Origin of the sequence: Alistipes sp. An116, from assembly GCF_002161005.1 — a bacterium.
GTDB classification, from domain to species: Bacteria; Bacteroidota; Bacteroidia; order Bacteroidales; family Rikenellaceae; genus Alistipes; species Alistipes megaguti.
Genome location: NZ_NFLR01000013.1, coordinates 15,477 through 34,798 on the forward strand (window position 1 = coordinate 15,477; position 19,322 = coordinate 34,798).

Annotated in this window: 25 protein-coding genes; 17 read left to right on the forward strand and 8 right to left on the reverse strand. The window is 59.2% G+C overall.

From position 1 onward, the window contains the following. Window positions 1–596: 596 nt before the first annotated feature. The 16 genes from rpsH (at window position 597) to B5E60_RS09545 (ending at window position 9,808) form a co-directional block, all read left to right on the forward strand. Complete coding sequence (rpsH, locus tag B5E60_RS09470) at window positions 597–995, forward strand: 30S ribosomal protein S8 (RefSeq protein WP_087311262.1); 399 nt, start codon at window positions 597–599, stop codon at window positions 993–995. Between the two features lie 18 nt (window positions 996–1,013). Further along, entirely contained in the window at window positions 1,014–1,601 is a 588-nt protein-coding gene (gene rplF, locus B5E60_RS09475; RefSeq protein WP_087311263.1) for a 50S ribosomal protein L6, read from the forward strand. A gap of 16 nt (window positions 1,602–1,617) precedes the next feature. Beyond that, window positions 1,618–1,980 (forward strand): 50S ribosomal protein L18, encoded by a 363-nt coding sequence (gene rplR, locus B5E60_RS09480; protein ID WP_087311264.1) that lies wholly within the window; start codon window positions 1,618–1,620, stop codon window positions 1,978–1,980. A gap of 6 nt (window positions 1,981–1,986) precedes the next feature. Beyond that, entirely contained in the window at window positions 1,987–2,505 is a 519-nt protein-coding gene (gene rpsE, locus B5E60_RS09485; protein ID WP_087263398.1) for a 30S ribosomal protein S5, read from the forward strand. A 14-nt stretch (window positions 2,506–2,519) separates the two neighbouring features. After that, complete coding sequence (gene rpmD / locus B5E60_RS09490) at window positions 2,520–2,705, forward strand: 50S ribosomal protein L30 (RefSeq protein WP_087311265.1); 186 nt, start codon at window positions 2,520–2,522, stop codon at window positions 2,703–2,705. A gap of 30 nt (window positions 2,706–2,735) precedes the next feature. After that, window positions 2,736–3,182 carry a 50S ribosomal protein L15 gene (rplO, locus tag B5E60_RS09495; RefSeq protein WP_087311266.1) on the forward strand — a complete coding sequence of 149 codons (447 nt, stop codon included), beginning with the start codon at window positions 2,736–2,738 and terminating at the stop codon, window positions 3,180–3,182. A 21-nt stretch (window positions 3,183–3,203) separates the two neighbouring features. Continuing rightward, the gene (secY, locus tag B5E60_RS09500) at window positions 3,204–4,580 is read left to right on the forward strand and encodes a preprotein translocase subunit SecY (protein ID WP_087311267.1); all 1,377 of its coding nucleotides are present in this window, start codon (window positions 3,204–3,206) and stop codon (window positions 4,578–4,580) included. 34 nt (window positions 4,581–4,614) lie between these two features. Further along, window positions 4,615–5,391 (forward strand): type I methionyl aminopeptidase, encoded by a 777-nt coding sequence (gene map / locus B5E60_RS09505; RefSeq protein WP_087311268.1) that lies wholly within the window; start codon window positions 4,615–4,617, stop codon window positions 5,389–5,391. A gap of 6 nt (window positions 5,392–5,397) precedes the next feature. Continuing rightward, complete coding sequence (gene infA / locus B5E60_RS09510) at window positions 5,398–5,616, forward strand: translation initiation factor IF-1 (RefSeq protein WP_009597667.1); 219 nt, start codon at window positions 5,398–5,400, stop codon at window positions 5,614–5,616. Between the two features lie 16 nt (window positions 5,617–5,632). Continuing rightward, window positions 5,633–5,749 (forward strand): type B 50S ribosomal protein L36, encoded by a 117-nt coding sequence (gene ykgO / locus B5E60_RS09515; RefSeq protein ID WP_010262443.1) that lies wholly within the window; start codon window positions 5,633–5,635, stop codon window positions 5,747–5,749. 31 nt (window positions 5,750–5,780) lie between these two features. Next, window positions 5,781–6,161 (forward strand): 30S ribosomal protein S13, encoded by a 381-nt coding sequence (gene rpsM, locus B5E60_RS09520; protein WP_087311269.1) that lies wholly within the window; start codon window positions 5,781–5,783, stop codon window positions 6,159–6,161. A 13-nt stretch (window positions 6,162–6,174) separates the two neighbouring features. Next, window positions 6,175–6,564: a 30S ribosomal protein S11 gene (gene rpsK, locus B5E60_RS09525; RefSeq protein WP_022307380.1), complete on the forward strand. Its 390-nt coding sequence runs from the start codon at window positions 6,175–6,177 to the stop codon at window positions 6,562–6,564. 49 nt (window positions 6,565–6,613) lie between these two features. Further along, on the forward strand, window positions 6,614–7,222 hold the full coding sequence (gene rpsD, locus B5E60_RS09530) for a 30S ribosomal protein S4 (protein ID WP_087311270.1): 609 nt from the start codon (window positions 6,614–6,616) through the stop codon (window positions 7,220–7,222). Window positions 7,223–7,246: 24 nt separating this feature from the next. Further along, on the forward strand, window positions 7,247–8,239 hold the full coding sequence (locus B5E60_RS09535; RefSeq protein WP_087311271.1) for a DNA-directed RNA polymerase subunit alpha: 993 nt from the start codon (window positions 7,247–7,249) through the stop codon (window positions 8,237–8,239). A 4-nt stretch (window positions 8,240–8,243) separates the two neighbouring features. Further along, window positions 8,244–8,834, forward strand: a complete 591-nt coding sequence (rplQ, locus tag B5E60_RS09540; RefSeq protein WP_087311272.1) for a 50S ribosomal protein L17 — start codon at window positions 8,244–8,246, stop codon at window positions 8,832–8,834. A gap of 533 nt (window positions 8,835–9,367) precedes the next feature. Further along, the gene (locus B5E60_RS09545; RefSeq protein ID WP_087311273.1) at window positions 9,368–9,808 is read left to right on the forward strand and encodes a PepSY-like domain-containing protein; all 441 of its coding nucleotides are present in this window, start codon (window positions 9,368–9,370) and stop codon (window positions 9,806–9,808) included. Window positions 9,809–9,978: 170 nt separating this feature from the next. On the opposite strand, the gene B5E60_RS09550 is transcribed toward B5E60_RS09545, so the two are convergent. From B5E60_RS09550 to lysS, 3 genes are all read right to left on the reverse strand, one after another. Further along, entirely contained in the window at window positions 9,979–10,446 is a 468-nt protein-coding gene (locus B5E60_RS09550; RefSeq protein WP_087311274.1) for a MaoC family dehydratase, read from the reverse strand. Between the two features lie 282 nt (window positions 10,447–10,728). Continuing rightward, window positions 10,729–11,487 (reverse strand): triose-phosphate isomerase, encoded by a 759-nt coding sequence (gene tpiA / locus B5E60_RS09555; RefSeq protein ID WP_087311275.1) that lies wholly within the window; start codon window positions 11,485–11,487, stop codon window positions 10,729–10,731. Between the two features lie 64 nt (window positions 11,488–11,551). Next, the gene (lysS, locus tag B5E60_RS09560) at window positions 11,552–13,276 is read right to left on the reverse strand and encodes a lysine--tRNA ligase (protein ID WP_087311276.1); all 1,725 of its coding nucleotides are present in this window, start codon (window positions 13,274–13,276) and stop codon (window positions 11,552–11,554) included. A gap of 47 nt (window positions 13,277–13,323) precedes the next feature. Here lysS and B5E60_RS09565 point away from each other — a divergent pair, with 47 nt between their 5' ends. Then, entirely contained in the window at window positions 13,324–13,890 is a 567-nt protein-coding gene (locus B5E60_RS09565) for a hypothetical protein (protein WP_087311277.1), read from the forward strand. Between the two features lie 76 nt (window positions 13,891–13,966). On the opposite strand, the gene B5E60_RS09570 is transcribed toward B5E60_RS09565, so the two are convergent. From B5E60_RS09570 to B5E60_RS09590, 5 genes are read right to left on the reverse strand one after another with little or no spacing between them, the layout of a single operon-like run. Further along, complete coding sequence (locus tag B5E60_RS09570) at window positions 13,967–14,638, reverse strand: phosphatase PAP2 family protein (RefSeq protein ID WP_087311278.1); 672 nt, start codon at window positions 14,636–14,638, stop codon at window positions 13,967–13,969. A 7-nt stretch (window positions 14,639–14,645) separates the two neighbouring features. Next, on the reverse strand, window positions 14,646–16,151 hold the full coding sequence (locus B5E60_RS09575) for an MBOAT family O-acyltransferase (RefSeq protein WP_087311279.1): 1,506 nt from the start codon (window positions 16,149–16,151) through the stop codon (window positions 14,646–14,648). Further along, window positions 16,148–17,782, reverse strand: coding sequence for a hypothetical protein (locus B5E60_RS09580; protein WP_087311280.1), 1,635 nt, complete (start codon window positions 17,780–17,782; stop codon window positions 16,148–16,150). Before B5E60_RS09580 ends, B5E60_RS09575 begins: the two co-directional genes overlap by 4 nt. Before the next feature lie 9 nt (window positions 17,783–17,791). Beyond that, window positions 17,792–18,556: a zinc metallopeptidase gene (locus B5E60_RS09585; protein WP_087311281.1), complete on the reverse strand. Its 765-nt coding sequence runs from the start codon at window positions 18,554–18,556 to the stop codon at window positions 17,792–17,794. A 12-nt stretch (window positions 18,557–18,568) separates the two neighbouring features. After that, a complete protein-coding gene (locus tag B5E60_RS09590; protein ID WP_087311282.1) occupies window positions 18,569–19,318 on the reverse strand; it encodes an SDR family NAD(P)-dependent oxidoreductase in 750 nt (249 codons plus the stop codon). Window positions 19,319–19,322: the final 4 nt, after the last annotated feature.

Consider the following 19,322-nt stretch of genomic DNA (forward strand, 5'->3'; position numbering starts at 1 on the left):
ATCCTCTCGAGTCCCGTCGGTGAGCCCGGGCGCAATGAAAAGGGTTCCGCTTTCCGGAAGGTGAGGAGCCTGTGCGGCGCAAGCCGCGGAGGAGACGGAGCTAATAGGGGTGTACGACCCATGCAGATACGTCACAGTATCGGGGAAAGTGCCGCCACAAGCGGTAACTTCCCGATATGTGGGGCGTAACGGAAAGTCGCACACTGGGGTTACAGATTCCTCGGACCAAGAGGCCGGAATCGGGTGCCACGCAGAGGGCCGACCGTCGGGTCGGATCGCCGCGGGGGTGGTCGATGACCGGTTTTCGGGTCGTCGAAGCAGGATTTCTGTACGGATGATGTTAGCAGCCGCTGTGTGTGCTAACATTTCCGTATTCCTGCGGGACCCGGAAAAACGCTAAAAATCAGGCGATAATCTTGGCTGTTTGGAAAATAATGCGTATATTTGCGCGCTTTTGGGCGCTCGTGTGCGTATGCGAACGCGTGTCCAGGGGTGGGCGAAGGGGAATGAGAAAGGGACGGTTTCCCGATGGCAATTCTCTGAGCCACAAAACATTGAAAACTTTTTATTCATTTAATTTTTAACTTCTATTCGTTATGACTGATCCTATTGCGGACTTTCTGACCAGAATTAGAAACGCGGTGAAAGCCAACCACAAGGTGGTTGAAGCTCCCGGTTCAAAAATTAAACAGGAGATCACCAAGATCCTCTACGAGCAGGGCTACATCCTGGCCTACAAGTTCGACACCGATGAGAAGGGCCATCCTTCGATCAAGATCGCACTGAAGTGGGATGCCGCCACGAAGACCAACGCCATCAAGGACCTTAAGCGCGTCAGCCGTCCGGGTCTGCGCCAGTATGCGTCGGTTTCGGACATGCCCCGCGTACTGAACGGTCTGGGTATCGCCATCCTCTCGACTTCGAAAGGCATCATGACCGACGCCAAGGCACGTAAGGAGAACGTCGGCGGCGAGGTGCTGTGCTACATCTACTAATAATTAAAAATCAACGCAATGTCAAGAATTGGTAAATTACCTGTAAACTTGCCTGCCGGAGTAACCGTCGAGGTCGCTCCCGACAATACGGTAAGCGTGAAAGGGCCGCTTGGAACGCTGAGTCAGAAGGTTGACTCGGATATCAAGGTAGAGGTCAGCACGCACACGGATCCCCACACCGGCAAGGAAATCCCGGCCGTCTTCGTATCGCGCCCGACCAACCAGCCGCGTCACCGCTCGCTCCATGGCCTCTATCGCGCCCTGATCCACAATATGGTCGTCGGCGTATCGAAGGGCTATGAGATCAAGCAGGAGCTCGTCGGCGTGGGCTACAAGGCCGAAGTCAAGGGCCAGGTGCTCGAGATGAGCCTCGGTTATTCGCACGATACCTACTTCCTGCTCCCGAAGGAGGTCACCGCTACGGCCGTTACCGAGAAGAAGGGTAACCCGATCGTAACGCTGAAGTCGATCGACAAGCAGCTCATCGGTCAGGTCGCTGCGAAGCTCCGCTCGCTGCGCAAGCCGGAACCCTACAAGGGCAAGGGTATCAAGTTCGTAGGCGAACAGCTGCGTCGTAAGGCCGGTAAGTCCGCTGGTGCAAAATAGTTAATCGTCTGAAATTATGTCACTGAACAAGATAGAAAGAAGAGCGCGGATCAAGATGCGTATCCGCAAGATCGTCAGCGGAACGCCCGAACAGCCCCGTATGACGGTATTCCGCAGCAACAAGCAGATCTATGTGCAGTTTATCGACGACCAGGCCGGCGTAACGCTCGCCACGGCATCGTCGCTCGACAAGGAGATTGCCGGGGCCGCTGCCGGAAAAACCAAGTGTGAAATCGCGTCGCTGGTGGGCAAACTGGCCGCCGAGCGTGCCGTTGCCAAGGGAATCTCGGCCGTTGCTTTCGACCGTAACGGATACCTCTATCACGGAAGAGTAAAACAGTTGGCCGAAGCTGCTCGCGAAGCCGGTCTTAAATTCTAATCGATCATGGCAAATACCAACATAAAGAAAGTTCGCACGAGCGATCTGGAACTCAAGGACCGTCTCGTCAGCATCCAGCGTGTCACGAAGGTGACCAAGGGTGGTCGTACGTTCAGCTTCTCGGCCATCGTGGTCGTGGGCAACGAGGACGGCGTCGTAGGTTACGGCCTGGGCAAGGCCTCGGAGGTGCAGGCCGCCATCGCCAAAGGCGTGGAGGATGCCAAGAAAAACCTCATCAAGATCCCGGTTATTAACGGTACGATTCCTCACAAGCAGGAGTTCCGCTATGACGGTTCGCTCGTGATGATCCGTCCGGCCGCTCCCGGTACGGGTATCATCGCCGGCGGTGCCATGCGTGCCGTCCTGGAGTCGGTAGGCGTGAAGAACGTGCTGGCCAAGAGCAAGGGCTCGTCGAACCCCCACAACCTCGTCAAGGCAACCATCGGTGCGCTGTGCGAGCTTCGCGACGCCGCAAGCATCGCCCGTCTGCGCGGCATCTCGATGGATCAGGTGTTTAACGGTTAATTCTTCAAGAAGAAATGGCAAGACTGAAAATAACCCAGATCAAAAGCCGCATCGGTGCCACGGAGCGTCAGTGCAAGAACCTCGACGCGCTGGGACTCAAGCGGATCAACGCCAGCGTCGAGCACGACGATTCGGTGATCATCAAGGGTATGATCGAGCGCGTGAAGCACCTCGTGAAGGTCGAGGTCGTTGCGCAATAAGTTTAACTCAGCAAACGATTTTATAGCAACATGGAACTCAATAATCTCAAACCTGCAAAGGGTTCAACGCATCACGACAAACGAATCGGTCGCGGTGCCGGATCGGGTCACGGCGGAACCGCAACCCGTGGTCACAAGGGAGCACAGTCGCGTTCGGGCTACTCGCGCAAGCTCGGCTTCGAGGGTGGTCAGATGCCGCTGCAGCGTCGACTGCCGAAGTTCGGTTTCACGAACCTCAAGCGCGTGGAGTTCAAGGCGATCAACCTTGACGCCCTGGAGGACCTGGCTGCCAAGAAGCAGCTCACGGAGATTACGGTTGACACGCTGATCGCCGCAGGTTTCATCTCGTCGAACGACAAGGTGAAGATCCTCGGCAACGGCGCCCTGACGAAGGCCCTGGCCGTCAAGGCCCACGCCTTCTCGAAGAGCGCCGAGGCAGCCATCACGGCAGCCGGCGGCAGCGTGGAAAAACTGTAAGAACCTTAGAAACCCAAAACTATGAATCAGTATCTCGTTGTTGGTATCGTCTTTATAGTGGTGATCGCTCTACTGGCGACCAACAAGAAATTGGTAGAAACGCTCAAGAACATCTACAAGATCGAGGAGCTCCGCAAGCGTGTGCTGTACACGATCGGGCTGCTGCTTGTATACCGCTTGGGCAGTTTCGTTGTGATTCCGGGTATCAACCCCAATGCCCTGGGCGAGGGATCGGCGTATGCCAGCCAGCTTGAAGGCAACGGACTTCTGGGTCTGTTGAACGTATTCTCGGGCGGCGCATTCGGCAACGCGGCGATCTTTGCACTCGGAGTCATGCCGTATATCACCGCCTCGATCATCATCCAGCTGATGGGTATGATGATTCCGTATTTCCAGAAGATGCAGAAGGAGGGTGAGAGCGGCCGCCGCAAGATGAACCAGTGGACGCGTTTCCTGACGATCGGCGTGCTGATCCTTCAGGGCCCGGCCTACATTGCCAACCTGTATCACCAGGTTCCGCAGGCGTTCGTCTACGGCAACACGTTCGGCTTTGTTGCCTATGCGACCACGATTCTGATCGCCGGAACGATGTTCATCATGTGGCTCGGCGAAAAGATCACGGACAAGGGTATCGGCAACGGCATCTCGCTTATCATCATGATCGGTATCGTGGCCCGTCTGCCTCACGCCCTGCTGGCCGAGGTCAACGCCCGTATCCAGAGCGCTACGGGCAGCGCCATCATGCTGATTCTCGAGCTGGTGCTGCTGTTCTTCGTCTTCATGGCAACCATAGCCCTGGTACAGGCCGTGCGCAAGGTGCCTGTACAGTATGCCAAACGTATCGTCGGTAACAAACAGTACGGCGGAGTGCGTCAGTACATCCCCCTGAAGATGAATGCGGCCAACGTGATGCCGATCATCTTTGCCCAGGCGCTGATGTTCATCCCCGCGCTGTTCTCCGGAACGGCCTTTGCGGCTGCCTTCAGCTCGATGACCGGTTTCTGGTACAACTTTACGCTGGCAGTGCTGGTGATCGCCTTCACCTATTTCTATACGGCGATCATCATCAACCCTCAAATGATGGCCGATGACATGAAGCGCAACGGCGGCTTTATCCCGGGCGTAAAACCGGGCAAGCAGACCGTGAACTACATCGATACCATCATGACGCGCATTACGCTCCCGGGCTCGTTCTTCCTGGCCATCGTGGCAATTCTGCCGGCCCTGGCCATGAAGTTCCTCGGCATCCAGCAGTCGTTCGCCTACTTCTACGGCGGAACGTCGCTGCTGATCATGGTGGGCGTTGTGCTCGACACTCTGAAGCAGATCGAGAGCTACCTGCTGATGCGCCATTACGATGGTCTGATGAAGACCGGACGTATTCAGGGTCGTCATTAGGAGTTTTTCCGAGGAGTTTTAAGCATAAGAGTCCATGATTCATTTGAAAACAGACGAGGAGATCGAATTGCTCCGCGAAAACAATATTCTGGTGTCGAAAACCCTGGCGGAAGTGGGGCGTCACATCCGTCCGGGGATCTCGACCCTGGAGTTGGACCGGATCGCTGAAGAGTTCATCCGGGCTCACGGAGCAGTCCCCGCTTTCCTCGGATACGAAGGATACCCGGCGTCGTTGTGCATTTCGGTCAACGAGCAGGTAGTCCACGGTATCCCGTCTTCGAAATGCGTCCTTAAGGAGGGCGACATCGTTTCGATCGATTGTGGTACGTTTATGAAGGGGTTTGTTGGTGATTCGGCGTATACGTTCGCCGTAGGCGAGGTGTCGGAGGATGTACGACAGCTCATGGAGGTCACCAAAGAGGCTCTTTATAAAGGTACGGCACAGGCCAAGGCCGGCAACCGCGTAGGCGACGTGTCGGCGGCCGTGCAGGAGTACTCCGAAAGTTTCGGCTACGGAGTGGTGCGCGAACTGGAGGGACACGGACTGGGTCGCAAGATGCACGAAGACCCCGGCGTCCCCAATTACGGCGCACGCGGCAGAGGCCCCCTTCTGCGAGAGGGAATGGTCATCTGCATCGAACCGATGATCACGCTTGGCAACAAGGCCGTGGTATTCGAACGGGATGGCTGGACGGTCCGCACGCGCGACCGCAAACCGGCGGCTCACTACGAGTTTGCCGTTGCGATCCGCAAGTCGGGCCCCGACGTTCTGACGGACTTCCGTATCATCGAACAGGCAATTAACAACTGAAACTCTATGGCAAAACAAGCTGCTATCGAACGCGACGGCACGATTATCGAAGCCCTTTCGAACGCGATGTTCCGCGTCGAGCTGGACAACGGTCATGTGCTGACCGCGCATATCTCCGGAAAGATGCGCATGCACTACATCAAGATCCTTCCCGGGGATAAAGTTAAAGTGGAGATGACGCCCTACGACCTTACAAAGGGGCGGATTTCCTTCCGGTACAAATAATTAGATCGCTTGAAAAATGAAAGTTAAAGCATCCATCAAGAAGAGAAGCGAGGATTGCAAGATTGTAAAGCGTAAGGGCAAACTGTACGTCATTTGCAAGAAGAATCCCAAGTTCAAAATGCGCCAGGGTTAGTTTAATCAGTTAAAAAAGACAAAATTTCAATATGGCACGTATTGTCGGTGTAGATTTACCGAAAAACAAAAGAGGCGAGATCGGCCTGACCTATATCTACGGTATCGGTCGTTCTACGGCTCGCAAGATTCTCGACGCCGCAGGCATCAGCTACGACGTCAAAGTACAGGATTGGACCGACGACCAGGTCGGCGCCATCCGTTCGCAGATCGCCGAGATGGGGATCAAGGTCGAGGGCGAGTGCCGCTCGATGGTTCAGTTGAACATCAAGCGCCTGATGGATATCGGCTGCTATCGCGGCATCCGTCACCGTCTGGGCCTTCCGGTCCGCGGCCAGTCGACCAAGAACAACGCGCGTACCCGCAAGGGCCGCAAGAAGACCGTCGCAAACAAGAAAAAGGCAACGAAGTAATCTTTAGAGAATTATGGCAAAGAAAACTGGAACAGTCAAGAAGAAGGTTGTTAAGGTTGGTGCCGTGGGTAACGCCTACGTACACTCCACTTTCAACAACGTAATCATCACCATCACCAACGAGGTGGGTGATGTCATCAGCTGGTCGTCGGCCGGTAAGATGGGATTCCGTGGTTCGAAGAAGAATACGCCGTATGCCGCTCAGACGTCGGCCGCCGATTGCGCCAAGGTCGCTTACGACATGGGTCTGCGCAAGGTGAAGGTCTACGTCAAGGGTCCGGGTGCAGGCCGTGAGTCGGCCGTACGTACGATCCATGGTGCCGGTATCGAGGTGATGGAGATCATCGACGTCACTCCGCTGCCGCACAACGGCTGCCGTGCTCCCAACCGTCGTCGTGTATAAGGTACGGTTACGGAGAAAACAATTCACGATTCTTTAAATAGTCACAACAATGGGAAAATACATAGGACCTAAATCGAAAATCGCCCGTCGTTTCGGCGAAGCTATCTATGGTGCGGACAAGGTGCTCGAGAAGCGCAATGTACCCCCTGGACAGCATGGTCTGGCGCGCAAGCGCAAAAAGGTGTCGGAGTACGGCACGCAGTTGAGTGAGAAGCAGAAGGCCAAGTTCACCTACGGACTGCTGGAGAAGCAGTTCTCGCGTACGTACGAGCAGGCTGCCCGCATGGGCGGTATCACGGGTGAGAACCTGCTGAAGCTGCTCGAGTGCCGTCTGGACAACGTGGTTTACCGCTTGGGTATCGCCCCGACGCGTGCAGCTGCCCGTCAGCTCGTATCGCACCGTCACATCTGTGTCAACGGCAATGTGGTCAACATTCCGTCCTACTCGCTGCGTGCGGGAGACATCGTGTCGGTTCGCGAGAAGTCGAAGAGCCTCGAAGTAATTACGGCATCTCTGGCCGGCTCGTCGCGGAGCCGCTACTCGTGGCTGGAGTGGGACAACGCCTCGATGAGCGGCAAGTTCCTGCAGAAGCCCGAGCGTGAGGAGATCCCCGAGAACATCAAGGAGCAGCTTATCGTCGAGTTGTACTCGAAGTAGTAATCAAAACAAATTCACGCAATTATGGCAATATTAGCATTCCAGAAACCTGAGAAGGTTATTATGCTCGAGTCCACTTCGTCGTTCGGGAAGTTCGAATTCCGACCGCTGGAGCCCGGATTCGGGATGACTGTCGGTAACGCTTTGCGTCGTATCCTGCTCTCCTCGCTCGAGGGCTACGCGATCACGACTGTCAAGGTAGCCGGTGTCGATCACGAGTTTGCCGCTATCCCCGGTGTGATGGAGGATATGTTGAACATCATCCTCAATCTCAAGCAGGTTCGTTTTATCCGCACAGTCGATAATCAGGATGCCGAAAAAGTGTCCATTAACGTTGCGGGTGTGACGGAGCTGACTGCCGGATATATCTCGAATTACCTGTCGTTCTTCAAGGTTCTGAATCCCGACCTGGTGATCTGTCACCTGGCCCCGGGGACGAAGATGCAGATGACGCTCACGATCGGCAAGGGCCGCGGCTATGTTCCGGCCGAGGAGAACACGCCTGCCGACTGCGAGTTCGGAACCCTCCCGATCGACTCGATCTTCACGCCGATCAAGAACGTGAAGTACTCGATCGAGAACTACCGTGTCGAGCAGAAGACCGACTACGAGAAGCTGAATTTGGAAATTACTACCGACGGGTCGATTCACCCCAAAGAGGCACTCAAGGAGGCTGCCAAGATCCTCATCCAGCACTTCATGCTCTTCTCCGACGAGAAGATCACCGTCAACATGGAAGACACGAACGGTACGGAAGAGTTCGACGAGGATGTGCTCCACATGCGCCAGCTGCTGAAGACGAAGCTTTCGGACCAGGATCTTTCGGTCCGCGCGCTGAACTGTCTGAAGGCAGCCGACGTCGATACGGTGGGCGACCTGGTGAAGCTCAACCGCAACGACCTGCTCAAGTTCCGCAACTTCGGCAAGAAGTCGCTTACGGAGCTTGACGAGCTGTTGGCCTCCCTGAACCTGAAGTTCGGAATGGACGTATCAATCTACAAACTTGACAAAGATTAATTAAATGAGACACAATAAGAATTACAACCACCTCGGCCGCCAGGCAGGTCACCGCAAGGCCCTGCTGTCGAACATGGCATCGTCGCTGATTCTGCACAAGCGCATCGAAACCACCGTTGCCAAGGCCAAGGCCGTACGGATGTTCGTAGAGCCTCTGGTTACCAAGTCGAAGGAGGACACGACCCACTCGCGCCGTATCGTTTTCTCGTACCTGAAGCAGAAGGAGGCCGTGACGGAACTCTTCCGTACGATCGCCCCGAAGATTGCCGAGCGTCCGGGAGGTTACACCCGCATCCTGAAGACGGGCTTCCGTCTGGGTGATGCCGCCGAGATGTGCATCATCGAGTTCGTGGACTTCAACGAGGCCTATACGCTGGGCATCACGCCGGCTGCCGCCACGGAGGCCAAACCCAAGACGCGTCGTTCGCGCAAGAGCGCTGCGAAGAAGACCGATGCCGTAGAAGACGCTACGGTAGTCGAGGGCGAGACCAAGAAGGCCGCTGCCCCGAAGGCTCCGAAGGCCCCGAAGGCTGCCGCTGCCAAGACGGCTGCTCCGAAGGCTGCCAAGAAGACCAACGTCGGCAAGAAGATGTAGTCCCGCGCAGGGAGCGCAATTCGAGGGGGGGGGAGGAAAAAAAGCTGGAGACAAGGAGAGAAAAAGCGGGTCTGCCCCGCGGTCTCCGCAACTCACTTCGAATTCCGTTCCAGACTGCGGATCAAAATTCCCGAAGAGGTGTCCAACCGGGCCTCTCTCCGGGAATTTTTATTTGTTCGGGGTAGCGTCTGCCGCAACGACAGCGCGCCGATTGCCTCATCGGGAACGGGAATGCCTGTCTGCCTCGAAAAGGATTCCGATGCAGGCATGCCCTTGAGGCCGACGACGTGCTGATCTCCGCCGGGAGGGAGATCGCCCGGAGGAGACGATCCCCGGCCAGCGGGAGGATGGGTCTTGATGCAGGGCGAATCTGGATGCCCTGCAAGCGGGTTTGAGCCCCATGTGGGGGCGGTTTGGCGAAATATTTGCAGAAAAAAGGTGTTGGAAAGGCAAATTTTAGATTCCGTTCAGAATTCCTTCCGACCTTTGTATCGTAATCAAAAACGAATGTTCAATTAAAAAACTTTAAAACCATGAAAAAGATCTTTTTGACCGCAGCCCTTCTCCTTGCAGGAATCACCGTAACGCTGGCCGGAAACGACCGCCCGATCACCGTTGACAAACTGCCCGCCGCAGCCCAGAACTTCCTGAAGAGCTATTTCTCCGACCTGACGGTGGCCTATGCCGTGGAGGATCCCAAGTTTGCCGGTTCGGAGTATGAGGTGACCTACACCGACCGTACGGAGGTAGAGTTCGATACCAAGGGTGAGTGGACCTCGGTAGAACGCAAGTATACGGCCGTTCCCGCCGCAATCGTTCCGAAGCAGATCACCGATTACGTGGCCAAGAGCAACTTCCCGAGCCAGGAGATCCGCAAGATCGAGCGCAATGCCTATACGTGGGAGATCGAGCTTACGAACGGACTCGAGATCAAGTTTGACCGGAATTTCCGCGTCATTGACATCGACGACTGATTCGGACAACGCTCCGGGAATCGCGTGTACGGTGAGCTCCCCGCATCCGGACGATTCTCGCGGAGATAAAAACGGACTCTTCCCCGACGGGAAGAGTCCGTTTTTGGTTGGTCGGGAGTTGAGAGTGTGGGGAAGGGTTGGGACTCTCTGTCCGGTTTTATCGCCTCCGGCTACTTGTTGAAGTGGTAGAGGAAGATAACCGTGGCATCCATGGCCGTCTTCGGGCAGTCGCGGATCTCGAGTGCCACCTTGATCTCGGCCTTGGCTATGCCGCGCAGATTGGTGATCGACACCAGCGTGGCGCGCAGCCGGATCTCGCTGCCGACCGTCACCGCCTGGTTGAAGCGCAGCTTCTCAATGCCGTAGTTGACCAGCATCTTCACGTTCTGCACCTCGACGATCTGTCCCCACAGGTAGGGCAGCAGCGAAAGGGTCAGATAACCGTGGGCAATGGTTGTCTTGTAGGGGCTCTCTACCCGGGCCCGTTCGGGATCGACGTGGATCCACTGGTGGTCCAGCGTGGCGTCAGCAAAGAGGTTGATCTGTTCCTGGGTGATCTTCAGGTAGTCCGAGATGCCCAGCTCCTGGCCCGTGTAGCGGGCAAAATCATCGAAATCGTGGATAATCAGTCGGCTCATGGTTGTTATTGCTGTTTTCTGCAAAGATAGAAAAACTTTCTGATCGTGCGTCGTTTTGATTCCGTGTCAGGCCGTTTTTAAACACTCTTTTCGCGAATCCGTCGATGTCCGGCCCTTGTCTGTCAAGTGCGGGATACGATTGCCGGGATGAAACAAAGAGGGTGTCCGACCGTAGATCGGACACCCTCTTTTCGATGGCGGGTTTCTTGGTGTGGCGCATCCTTCACGGGGCCCCCGATGCATGAATGCCTCACCCTCTTTCCCGCACTCCCGGTCGGGAGACTATTTCTGGAATCCCTTGCCGATGGCCAGGAAGTCGGCAGCCTTCAGGGCGGCACCGCCGATCAGACCTCCGTCGACATCCTCCTTGGCGAAGATTTCGGCGGCGTTGGCCGGCTTGCACGAGCCTCCATAGAGGATCGGGCACTCGGCAGCTGCGGCACCGAACTTCTCGGCCAGCACCTTGCGGATGTAGGCGTGGATTTCCTGTGCCTGGTCGGCCGTGGCGGTCTTGCCCGTACCGATGGCCCATACGGGCTCGTAGGCGATGACGAGGTTCTTGAACTGCTCCTCCGTGAGGTTGTAGACAACCTCCTCGATCTGAGCCTTCACCACGTCGAAGTGCTTGCCGGCCTCACGCTCCTCGAGGTTCTCACCCACGCAGTAGATCGGGGTCAGTCCGTTGGCATAGGCCTGCTCCATCTTCTTGTTGAGCGTTGCGGAGGTCTCGCCGTAGTACTGGCGGCGCTCCGAGTGGCCGAGGATGACGTATTTGCAACCCAGGGCGGCGATCATCGAGGCTGCTACCTCACCCGTGTAGGCACCCTTTGCCTCGGCGGCGCAGTTCTGGGCGCCGAGTTCGATGTCCGAACCCTTGAGGGCCTCGGCCACCATCGAGAGGTGGGTGAAGGGCGGGCAGACGATGAAGTTCACGCACGAGCATACCTCGCCGCGTCCTGCTACGACGCCTTTTGCCAGTTCGACTCCTTCGGCCGGAAGCGTATTCATCTTCCAGTTGCCGGCTACGATTTTCTTTCTCATAACGGTATTGTTTTGTTAAAAGTCCTTGTATGTGTTCACACGTTGGCGGGGCGGTGGCAGCCGTTTATTCGGCCGAGCACCACGTCTTGACCTCCTCCATCGAGGGGGCCTTCAGCCCGAGTTTGTTCTTCTTGTTGAAACCGCACAGGTCGTTGAAGAACTTGCCCGGGGCGAGCTTGCGCAGTGAATCGACGGTCAGGTAGCCCATCTTCTGGATGACGGGCACCCACTCCTCGGGAACGCCGATGGCCGTATAGGCCTCGACGGGATCCGTCGCGGCCTTCTTCTCGGGGCGCATCTGCGGGAAGAACAACACGTCCTGGATCGAGTTCTGGCCCGTCATGAACATCGCCAGACGGTCGATGCCCATGCCCATGCCCGAGCAGGTCGGCATGCCGTACTCCAGGGCACGGACGAAGTCCATGTCGATGAACATCGCCTCGTCGTCGCCCTTCTCCGAGAGGCGCAGCTGCTCCTGGAAGCGCTCCAGCTGGTCGATCGGGTCGTTCAGCTCCGAGTAGGCGTTGCAGAGCTCCTTGCCGTTGACGAAGAGTTCGAACCGCTCGGTGAGATCCTTGTTGTCGCGGTGGCGCTTGCTCAGCGGCGACATCTCGATCGGGTAGTCGCAGACGAAGGTCGGCTGGATGAGGTCGCCCTCGCAGTACTGGTCGAAGATGGCGTCGATCAGCTTGCCCTTGCCCATCGTGTCGTCGATCTCGACGTTGAGTCGCTTGCAGGCTTCGCGCAGCTGCTCCTCCGACTGGCCGGTGATGTCGTAGCCGGTCTTCTCGCGGATGGCGTCGGTCATCGTCACACGGCGGAACGGCGCCTTGAAGGAGATCTGCCGTCCGTCGATCTCCAGCTCCGTCGTACCGTTGACGGCCGTGGAGATGCGTTCGAGCATCCGCTCGGTGAACTCCATCATCCAGCGGTAGTCCTTGTAGGCGATGTAGATCTCCATGCAGGTGAACTCGGGGTTGTGGGTGCGGTCCATTCCCTCGTTGCGGAAGTTCTTGCCCACCTCGTAGACGCCGTTGAAGCCTCCGACGATCAGCCGCTTCAGGTAGAGCTCCGTGGCGATGCGCAGGTAGAGGTCGGTATCGAGCGAATTGTGGTGCGTGATGAAGGGACGCGCCGCGGCGCCGCCCGGAATGGGCTGCAGAATCGGCGTCTCGACCTCGATGTAGCCCTGCGAGTCGAAGAACTCACGCATCGTGGAGATGATCTTCGCGCGCTTGATGAAGACCTCCTTGACCTGCGGGTTGACGATCAGGTCGAGGTAGCGCTGGCGGTAGCGGATCTCGGGGTCGGTGAAGGCGTCGAACGTCTTGCCGTCCTTCTCCTTGACGACGGGCAGCGGGCGGATCGACTTCGAAAGCACCGTAAAGCGTTTGCAGTGAACCGACAGTTCGCCCGTATTGGTGCGGAAGGCGAAGCCTTCGACGCCGATGATGTCGCCGATGTCGAGCAGCTTCTTGAAGACCGTATTGTAGAGCGTCGGATCGCCTTCGGGGCAGACGTCGTCGCGGCGGATGTAGACCTGGATGCGGCCCGTATGGTCCTGCAGTTCGAAGAACGAGGCGCTGCCCATGATGCGGCGCGACATGATGCGGCCCGCGATGCGGACATCCTGGAAGTTTTTCTTTTCGTCGTCATAGCCCTCGGCGATCTCGCGCGCCGTGGCCGTCACCTCGTAACGGGCGGCGGGGTAGGGGTCGATGCCCAGGTCGCGCAGCGCCTGGAGCGACTGCCGGCGAAGCTGTTCCTGTTCACTGAGTTCGATTGCCATATATTTCGTTTGTATTTGATGATGCGGAATATATCCGTGCAAAAGTAGTGAAAAACCCGCAAAATCGCAACCGGCAGGATGATTCTGTGCCGGCAGGCTCCTGTGCGGCGGTCAAGGCTGCGTCGTTCACCTTCAACGAGACGGATCCCTCGCTCGATGCCGCAACGCTCTCGGGCGACTATGCCTTCTTTACCCATTGGACCCGTTCGGTCAACTCCAACAAGGTGGTGCGCAACTACTCCTATTGTTACGACACGTGTCGTCGCAACCCCATTTGGGCGGCCTATCCCCTGCATCCCGTCTATCGGGAGGGCGGCTACGGACGAACCTCGCCCGATCCCCGGTCTCCCGATCCGGCCCTCTATCCGACCAACATCGCCCCGCAGCCCAACGACGCGGCCAGCACGTTCGGCAAGGTGTGGGGATGTATCGAGTGCCCGGACCGTGTTGCGGGAGATTGCCGCTCCGGTCTCCCGGATCGAGCCGCAGACCGGTCTGACCCTCTTCCCCGGCGTGCCGGCCTCCGTCAAGGAACAGCGCAACCCCTCCGACCGGGGATTCTGACCGGAGCCGTGAGCCGGGGCCGGAGCCGGGGCCGTGAGCCGGGAGTGTGAACTGGGGCTTTGAACCGGGGCCGTGAGGCGTGTGTCGGAAGCAGAAGTCCGGAACCGGGTCTTCTCCGCCGGCGAATTATTCCGCTGCCTTGCTGCGGGGTGCGAAACGCCGGTAGAGTGCCCAGGCCGCCCAGCCCAGCACGGCACCGACCAGAGCGCCCCAGACCAGATCCATCGGGAAGTGTTTGCCCAGATAGATCCGCGAGTAGCAGACAACCAGCGTACAGCATATCATCAGCAACGTGAACCACCGCCGGCGGATGACCCGTGCCGAGAAGAGCGCCAACGCCACGATCGTCGCGGCGTGGGCCGAGACGCTTCCGTAGCGGCCGCTGACCGCTTCGATGGGGACGTGTACCGTCCAGTGCTCCGAATACCCGGCCGCCGCAAGCTCCTCGGGCGAGAGCCAGCGCAGCGTCCGCAGCGAGTCGGGCGGGATGTCGAGCCCCTCGAGCGAAGGGGTGAACATCGGCCGCCAGCGCGGTACGAAATCGGGCAGCAGACCGCCCAGCAGTCCGTTGTGTTTGAAGATCCCGGCCACCATGTCGGCCAGTGCCACCGCTGCGGCCATCAGCACCAGGAAGAGCAGCATCCCCCGCCAGCCCGAGCGTCGCCAGACGAGCCACAGGATCACCGCGTAGAGCGGAATCCACATCGTCGTTCCTGAAAGGGTGAGCATGATGCGGTCCCACACGGGTCCGCCGTCGAAGTTCAGCGCCAGAAAGAGTTGTTGGTCGAGGTTCTGCATCGTCGGATCAGAATTGGAAGTAGATGAAGGGCTGGATGTCGCTCGACTTGATCTGCATGACACACCAGATCATCGCGGCGGCCATCACCACCTGCAGCACCAGCGGGGCGTTGACCACCACCTGCCGGGCCAGGGCATCGACCCGCCCCGGCATCAGGTGCAGGATGTATCCCGCGGCAATCAGGGCGAAGACCCCGGCATATCCGGCCACCACCTGCGGGATCATCGCCGGGTTGAAGTTCTCGAAGATCTGGTGCAGCATCAGCGAGACGGTCTGCATCGACTCGGCGCGGAACATCAGCCACCCGAAGCAGACCAGATTGAACGTCACGAAGATACCCGCCGCACGGCTCCACCAGTGCATCTGTGCGCCCGATACCTTGGCACCGGGGACGACGCTCAGCCAGAGCTTGTGCAGCGCCAGCGCCACGCCGTGCAGCCCGCCCCAGAGGATGAAGCGCACCGCCGCACCGTGCCACAGTCCGCCGAGCAGCATCGTCAGGAGCAGATTCCAGTAGGTGCGCAGCCGTCCCTTGCGGTTGCCGCCCAGCGAGATGTAGAGGTAGTCGCGCAGCCACGACGAGAGCGAGATGTGCCACCGCCGCCAGAATTCGGTGATCGTGGCCGACTTGTAGGGTGCGTCGAAGTTCTTCGGGAAGCGGAAGCCCAGCAGCAGCGCGATGCCGATGGCCATGTCCGAGTAGCCCGAGAAGTCGCAGTAGATCTGCAGCGCGTAGCCGTAGATGCCCATCAGACACTCGAAGCCCGAGTAGAGCAGCGGTTCGTCGAAGACCCGGTCGACGAAGTTCAGCGAGATGTAGTCCGAGATGATCGCCTTCTTGAAGAGACCCGTGAGGATTAGGAAGACTCCCGTTCCGAACATTTCGCGCGTGATGCGGATCGGGTTCTGGCGAATCTGCGGGATGAAGTCCCGGGCCCGCACGATGGGGCCGGCGACCAGCTGTGGGAAGAACGACAGGTAGAAGAGGTAATCGAGCCAGTTGGTCAGCGGGCGCAGCTGTCCGCGGTAGACGTCGATCGTGTAGCTCATCGACTGGAAGACGAAGAACGAGATGCCCACCGGCAGGAAGATGTTCTGGAACTGGAGAAAACCCTGCCCGAAGAGCTGGTTCGAGATGTCGATCAGGAAGTTCGTGTACTTGAAGTAGCCCAGCATGCCGAGGTTCACCGCCACGCTCAGCGCCACCAGCCAGCGTTTGGTCTGCCGGCTCTGCGTGTGGAAGATCCCCCGTGCGATCAGGAAGTCGCTCGTCGCCGTGAAGATGAGCAACAGGAAGTAGATGCCGCTCGACTTGTAGTAGAAGTAGAGCGAAAAGAGTACCACATAGATGATGCGGGCCATCGGCGCCCGCCGGAAGGCACTGTAGACGAGCAGGAAGCCCGCAAACAGAAACAGGAAAAGACCGCTGCTGAAGATCAGCGGCGAGGTGGCGTCGTAGGTCAGCAGCGCCGTGAGCCGTTCCCAGATGCCGTCCGTTGTGGGGAGTGTCATGGTTGCGGCAGGTTAAGGGATTCGGGGACCGGAAGCCCCTGCGGTTCGGGCGTCAGCTCCGGAAGCAGCTCCCGCTGCAGGCGGATTCGCTGCAGCGAGTCCATCACGGCCGCGGCTTCGGCCTGGCGGCGCTGCGTGAGGAGGATCTCCGTGTAGGCCTTGCGGATCTCCTCGTTCAGCGCATCGTAGAGCGCCCACGCCACACGCCGTCCGCCGGCGTAGTTGATGTGGGTGAAGTCCTTGCCGGCCCAGCCGTTGCGCACGAACTCCGCCATGCCGCCCTGGGCGCGCATCGCGTCGCTCGTGGGCCAGAAGGCGGCTCCCGTGTTGCGGGCCGCCGTGCGCTGGCTCTCGGTCATGTAGGGAACGGCGTCCATCGGTTCGAATCCCGAGTCGGTCTTCACCGAGCGGTCGCTCACGCCCAGGATCAGCACCGCGGCACCCGGGAAGCACTGCCGTACGTAGGCCACCATCTTTTCGATCTGCGAGGCGTAGCCGCGATAGTCCGTCACGCCCGCCTGCATGATGTTCAGCCCGTACTGGAGGATCACCAGATCGTATGGTGCAAAGGAGTGGATGCGGGCGTTGACCGACGGATTGGTCCAGAACATCGCCTGGCCGTTGTTGCTGCGCACCGAGTAGTTGTCGACCACCACGCCGTGCCCCTCGAAGATCGCACCGTAGCCGATGAAATCCTTCGTCCCGGCGAGAACGCGGAAGCCCAGCGAGTGGATGTGCGGTGCCGAAACGGCGATCTGGCGCACCGTGGCATCGCCCTCGACCGTGAATTCATGCCGCAGCGTGTCGTTCAGCGTCACCTCCACGCGGCTCTCCGCCGGGGAGAGGAAGAGGATCCGGGCGTCGGTCACGGCATCGAGCTGCTGCCGGAAGTCGGTGTTCTCCCAGCGGGTCGAGGCGTCGGTCGAGGGCTGGCTCACCCAGCCCGAAATGTAGAAGTGTTCGCGCAGGAAATCCGGAGCCGCCTTGCGCTGCATGATGTTGTAGGTGGTCCACCCCTTGGACTGCGTCTTGATGGTGCGGCGGAAGGCCGTCAGCGGCGAGGCCATCGGGGCAAAACCCGTACCGCCGCCCGGACGTCCTCCGTAGGCGGTCTGGAGGCGTTCGCGCAGATCGGCCGTCAGGATGTCGCCCTCGACGAACGAGTCGCCCAGAAAGGCAATCCGCACCGGACGTCGCGCCAGCAGCAGCGTGTCGCAGAAGGCCCGCAGACGGCCGCTGTCGCTGTAATCCTCGATCGGAGTCAGCGTGGCGACCCATCGTGTGGTGTCCGCCTTGCGCGGCGCATAGCGGTCGTCGGCCGGCGTGTCGTCCGCAAGCCGCCATTCATGGATGGTCGGGGCCTCCTGGTGCGCGGTGTCGGCCTCGATGCGCGAGGCCACCTCCGCCAGATCGACGCGGAACTCCTCCTCGTCGTAGAGCCCCGTGGCGGCCTCCTGCTCCGCCGGGGCCGAATCGTCGAACGTCATGAGGTCCGAGAGAATGTTTGCGCGCCGCAGGTGGATGCCTCCGATACTCTGCGGAGGTATGAAACTTACGGCCACGAGCACTGCGATGAGTGCCGCGGCCGCCAGCCAGGTGCGATGGGTGTAGTCTTTCTCCGGAGTGTTCATTCCGCGTTGTCAGTCGTTGCGTCGTCCGAGGATCAGGAAGACGTAGTAGAGCACCGACGCGATGGCGCTCAGTGCCGCCACCAGGTAGGTGCGGGCTGCCCACGAGAGGGCTTCGCGCGCCTGCGAAAGCTGCACGCCCTGGATCGTACGGCTGGCCTGCAGCCACTCCAGCGCCCGCGCCGAGGCGTTGTACTCCACGGGCAGCGTCACGATCGAGAAGAGGGCCGACATGGCGATCAGTCCCACGCCGATCCAGCAGAGCACCTCGTTCTGTGTCGTGGCCAGGATCACCAGACCCAGGATGATGACCCACGTGGCGGCCGACGAGGCGAACTGAACCACCGGAACCAGCTGCGAACGCAGCACCAGCGGTGCATAGCCCCGGGCATGCTGCACGGCGTGGCCGCACTCGTGGGCCGCCACGGCGGCTGCCGCCACGCTCGTCGACGAGTAGACCGCGTCGCTCAGGTTGACGGTCATCGTCTGCGGGTTGAAGTGGTCGGTGAGCTGGCCGCTCACGTGCGTAACCTTCACGTTATGGATGTTGTTGTCGCGCAGCATCTTCTCGGCCACCTCGGCGCCCGTCAGGCCGCCCGGGAACTGCACCTTCGAATACTTCTTGAAGACCGACTGCAGGCGCGCCTGCACCACGAAGCCGATGACGCCGATGATGATGATCAGCACGAACATGCCCATCGTGGCGGCGTCGTAGCGTGCGGCATGCGGCTCTGCGTAGTAACCTGCCTGAAGCAGGGTGATAAGGGGTTGATACATAGTCGTAAGTGTTTACTGTTTCTTGCGATACGTGTAGTACGAACCGGCTTGCTGGCTCGGCATCAGTACCATGTCATTAACGTTCATGTGGGCCGGTAATTGTGCCACCCACGCGATTGCCTCCGCAATATCCGCGCCGGTGAGGGGCTCGACCCCCTCGTAGACGGCTGCGGCACGTTGCCGGTCGCCGTGGAAACGCACCTCGGAGAACTCCGTTTCGACCATGCCGGGGCGGATCTCCGTCACCTTGATCCCGGCCGGGAGCAGATCGGCGCGCATCGACTGCGAGATGGCGTGCACGGCGTGTTTCGTGGCGCAGTAGACCGCGCCGTTTTCGTAGGGCTCCGTGCCGGCGATCGACCCCAGGTTGATGACGTGTCCGCGGCCTGCGGCCACCATTTTCGGCGTGATGACCCGCGTGACATAGAGCAGCCCCTTGACGTTGGTGTCGATCATGGCGTCCCAGTCGCGCGTGTCGCCGCGGTCGATGTGTTCGAGTCCGGCGGCCAGTCCGGCGTTGTTGACCAGCAGGTCGATCTGCTCGAGGGGTTCGAGGTTGCGCCGAACCTCCTCTTCGGAGCGGACGTCGAAGGCGAGTGTCGTGCAGCTCCCGCCCGCCGCCTCGATCTCGGCCTTGAGTTCGGCGAGCCGTTCGGCACGGCGTCCCGTGGCGATGATGTCATAGCCTGCGGCGGCGAGTCGCAGGGCCGTTGCGCGGCCGATTCCGGAGGTCGCACCCGTGATGAGAGCCCGTTTTTTCATGAAA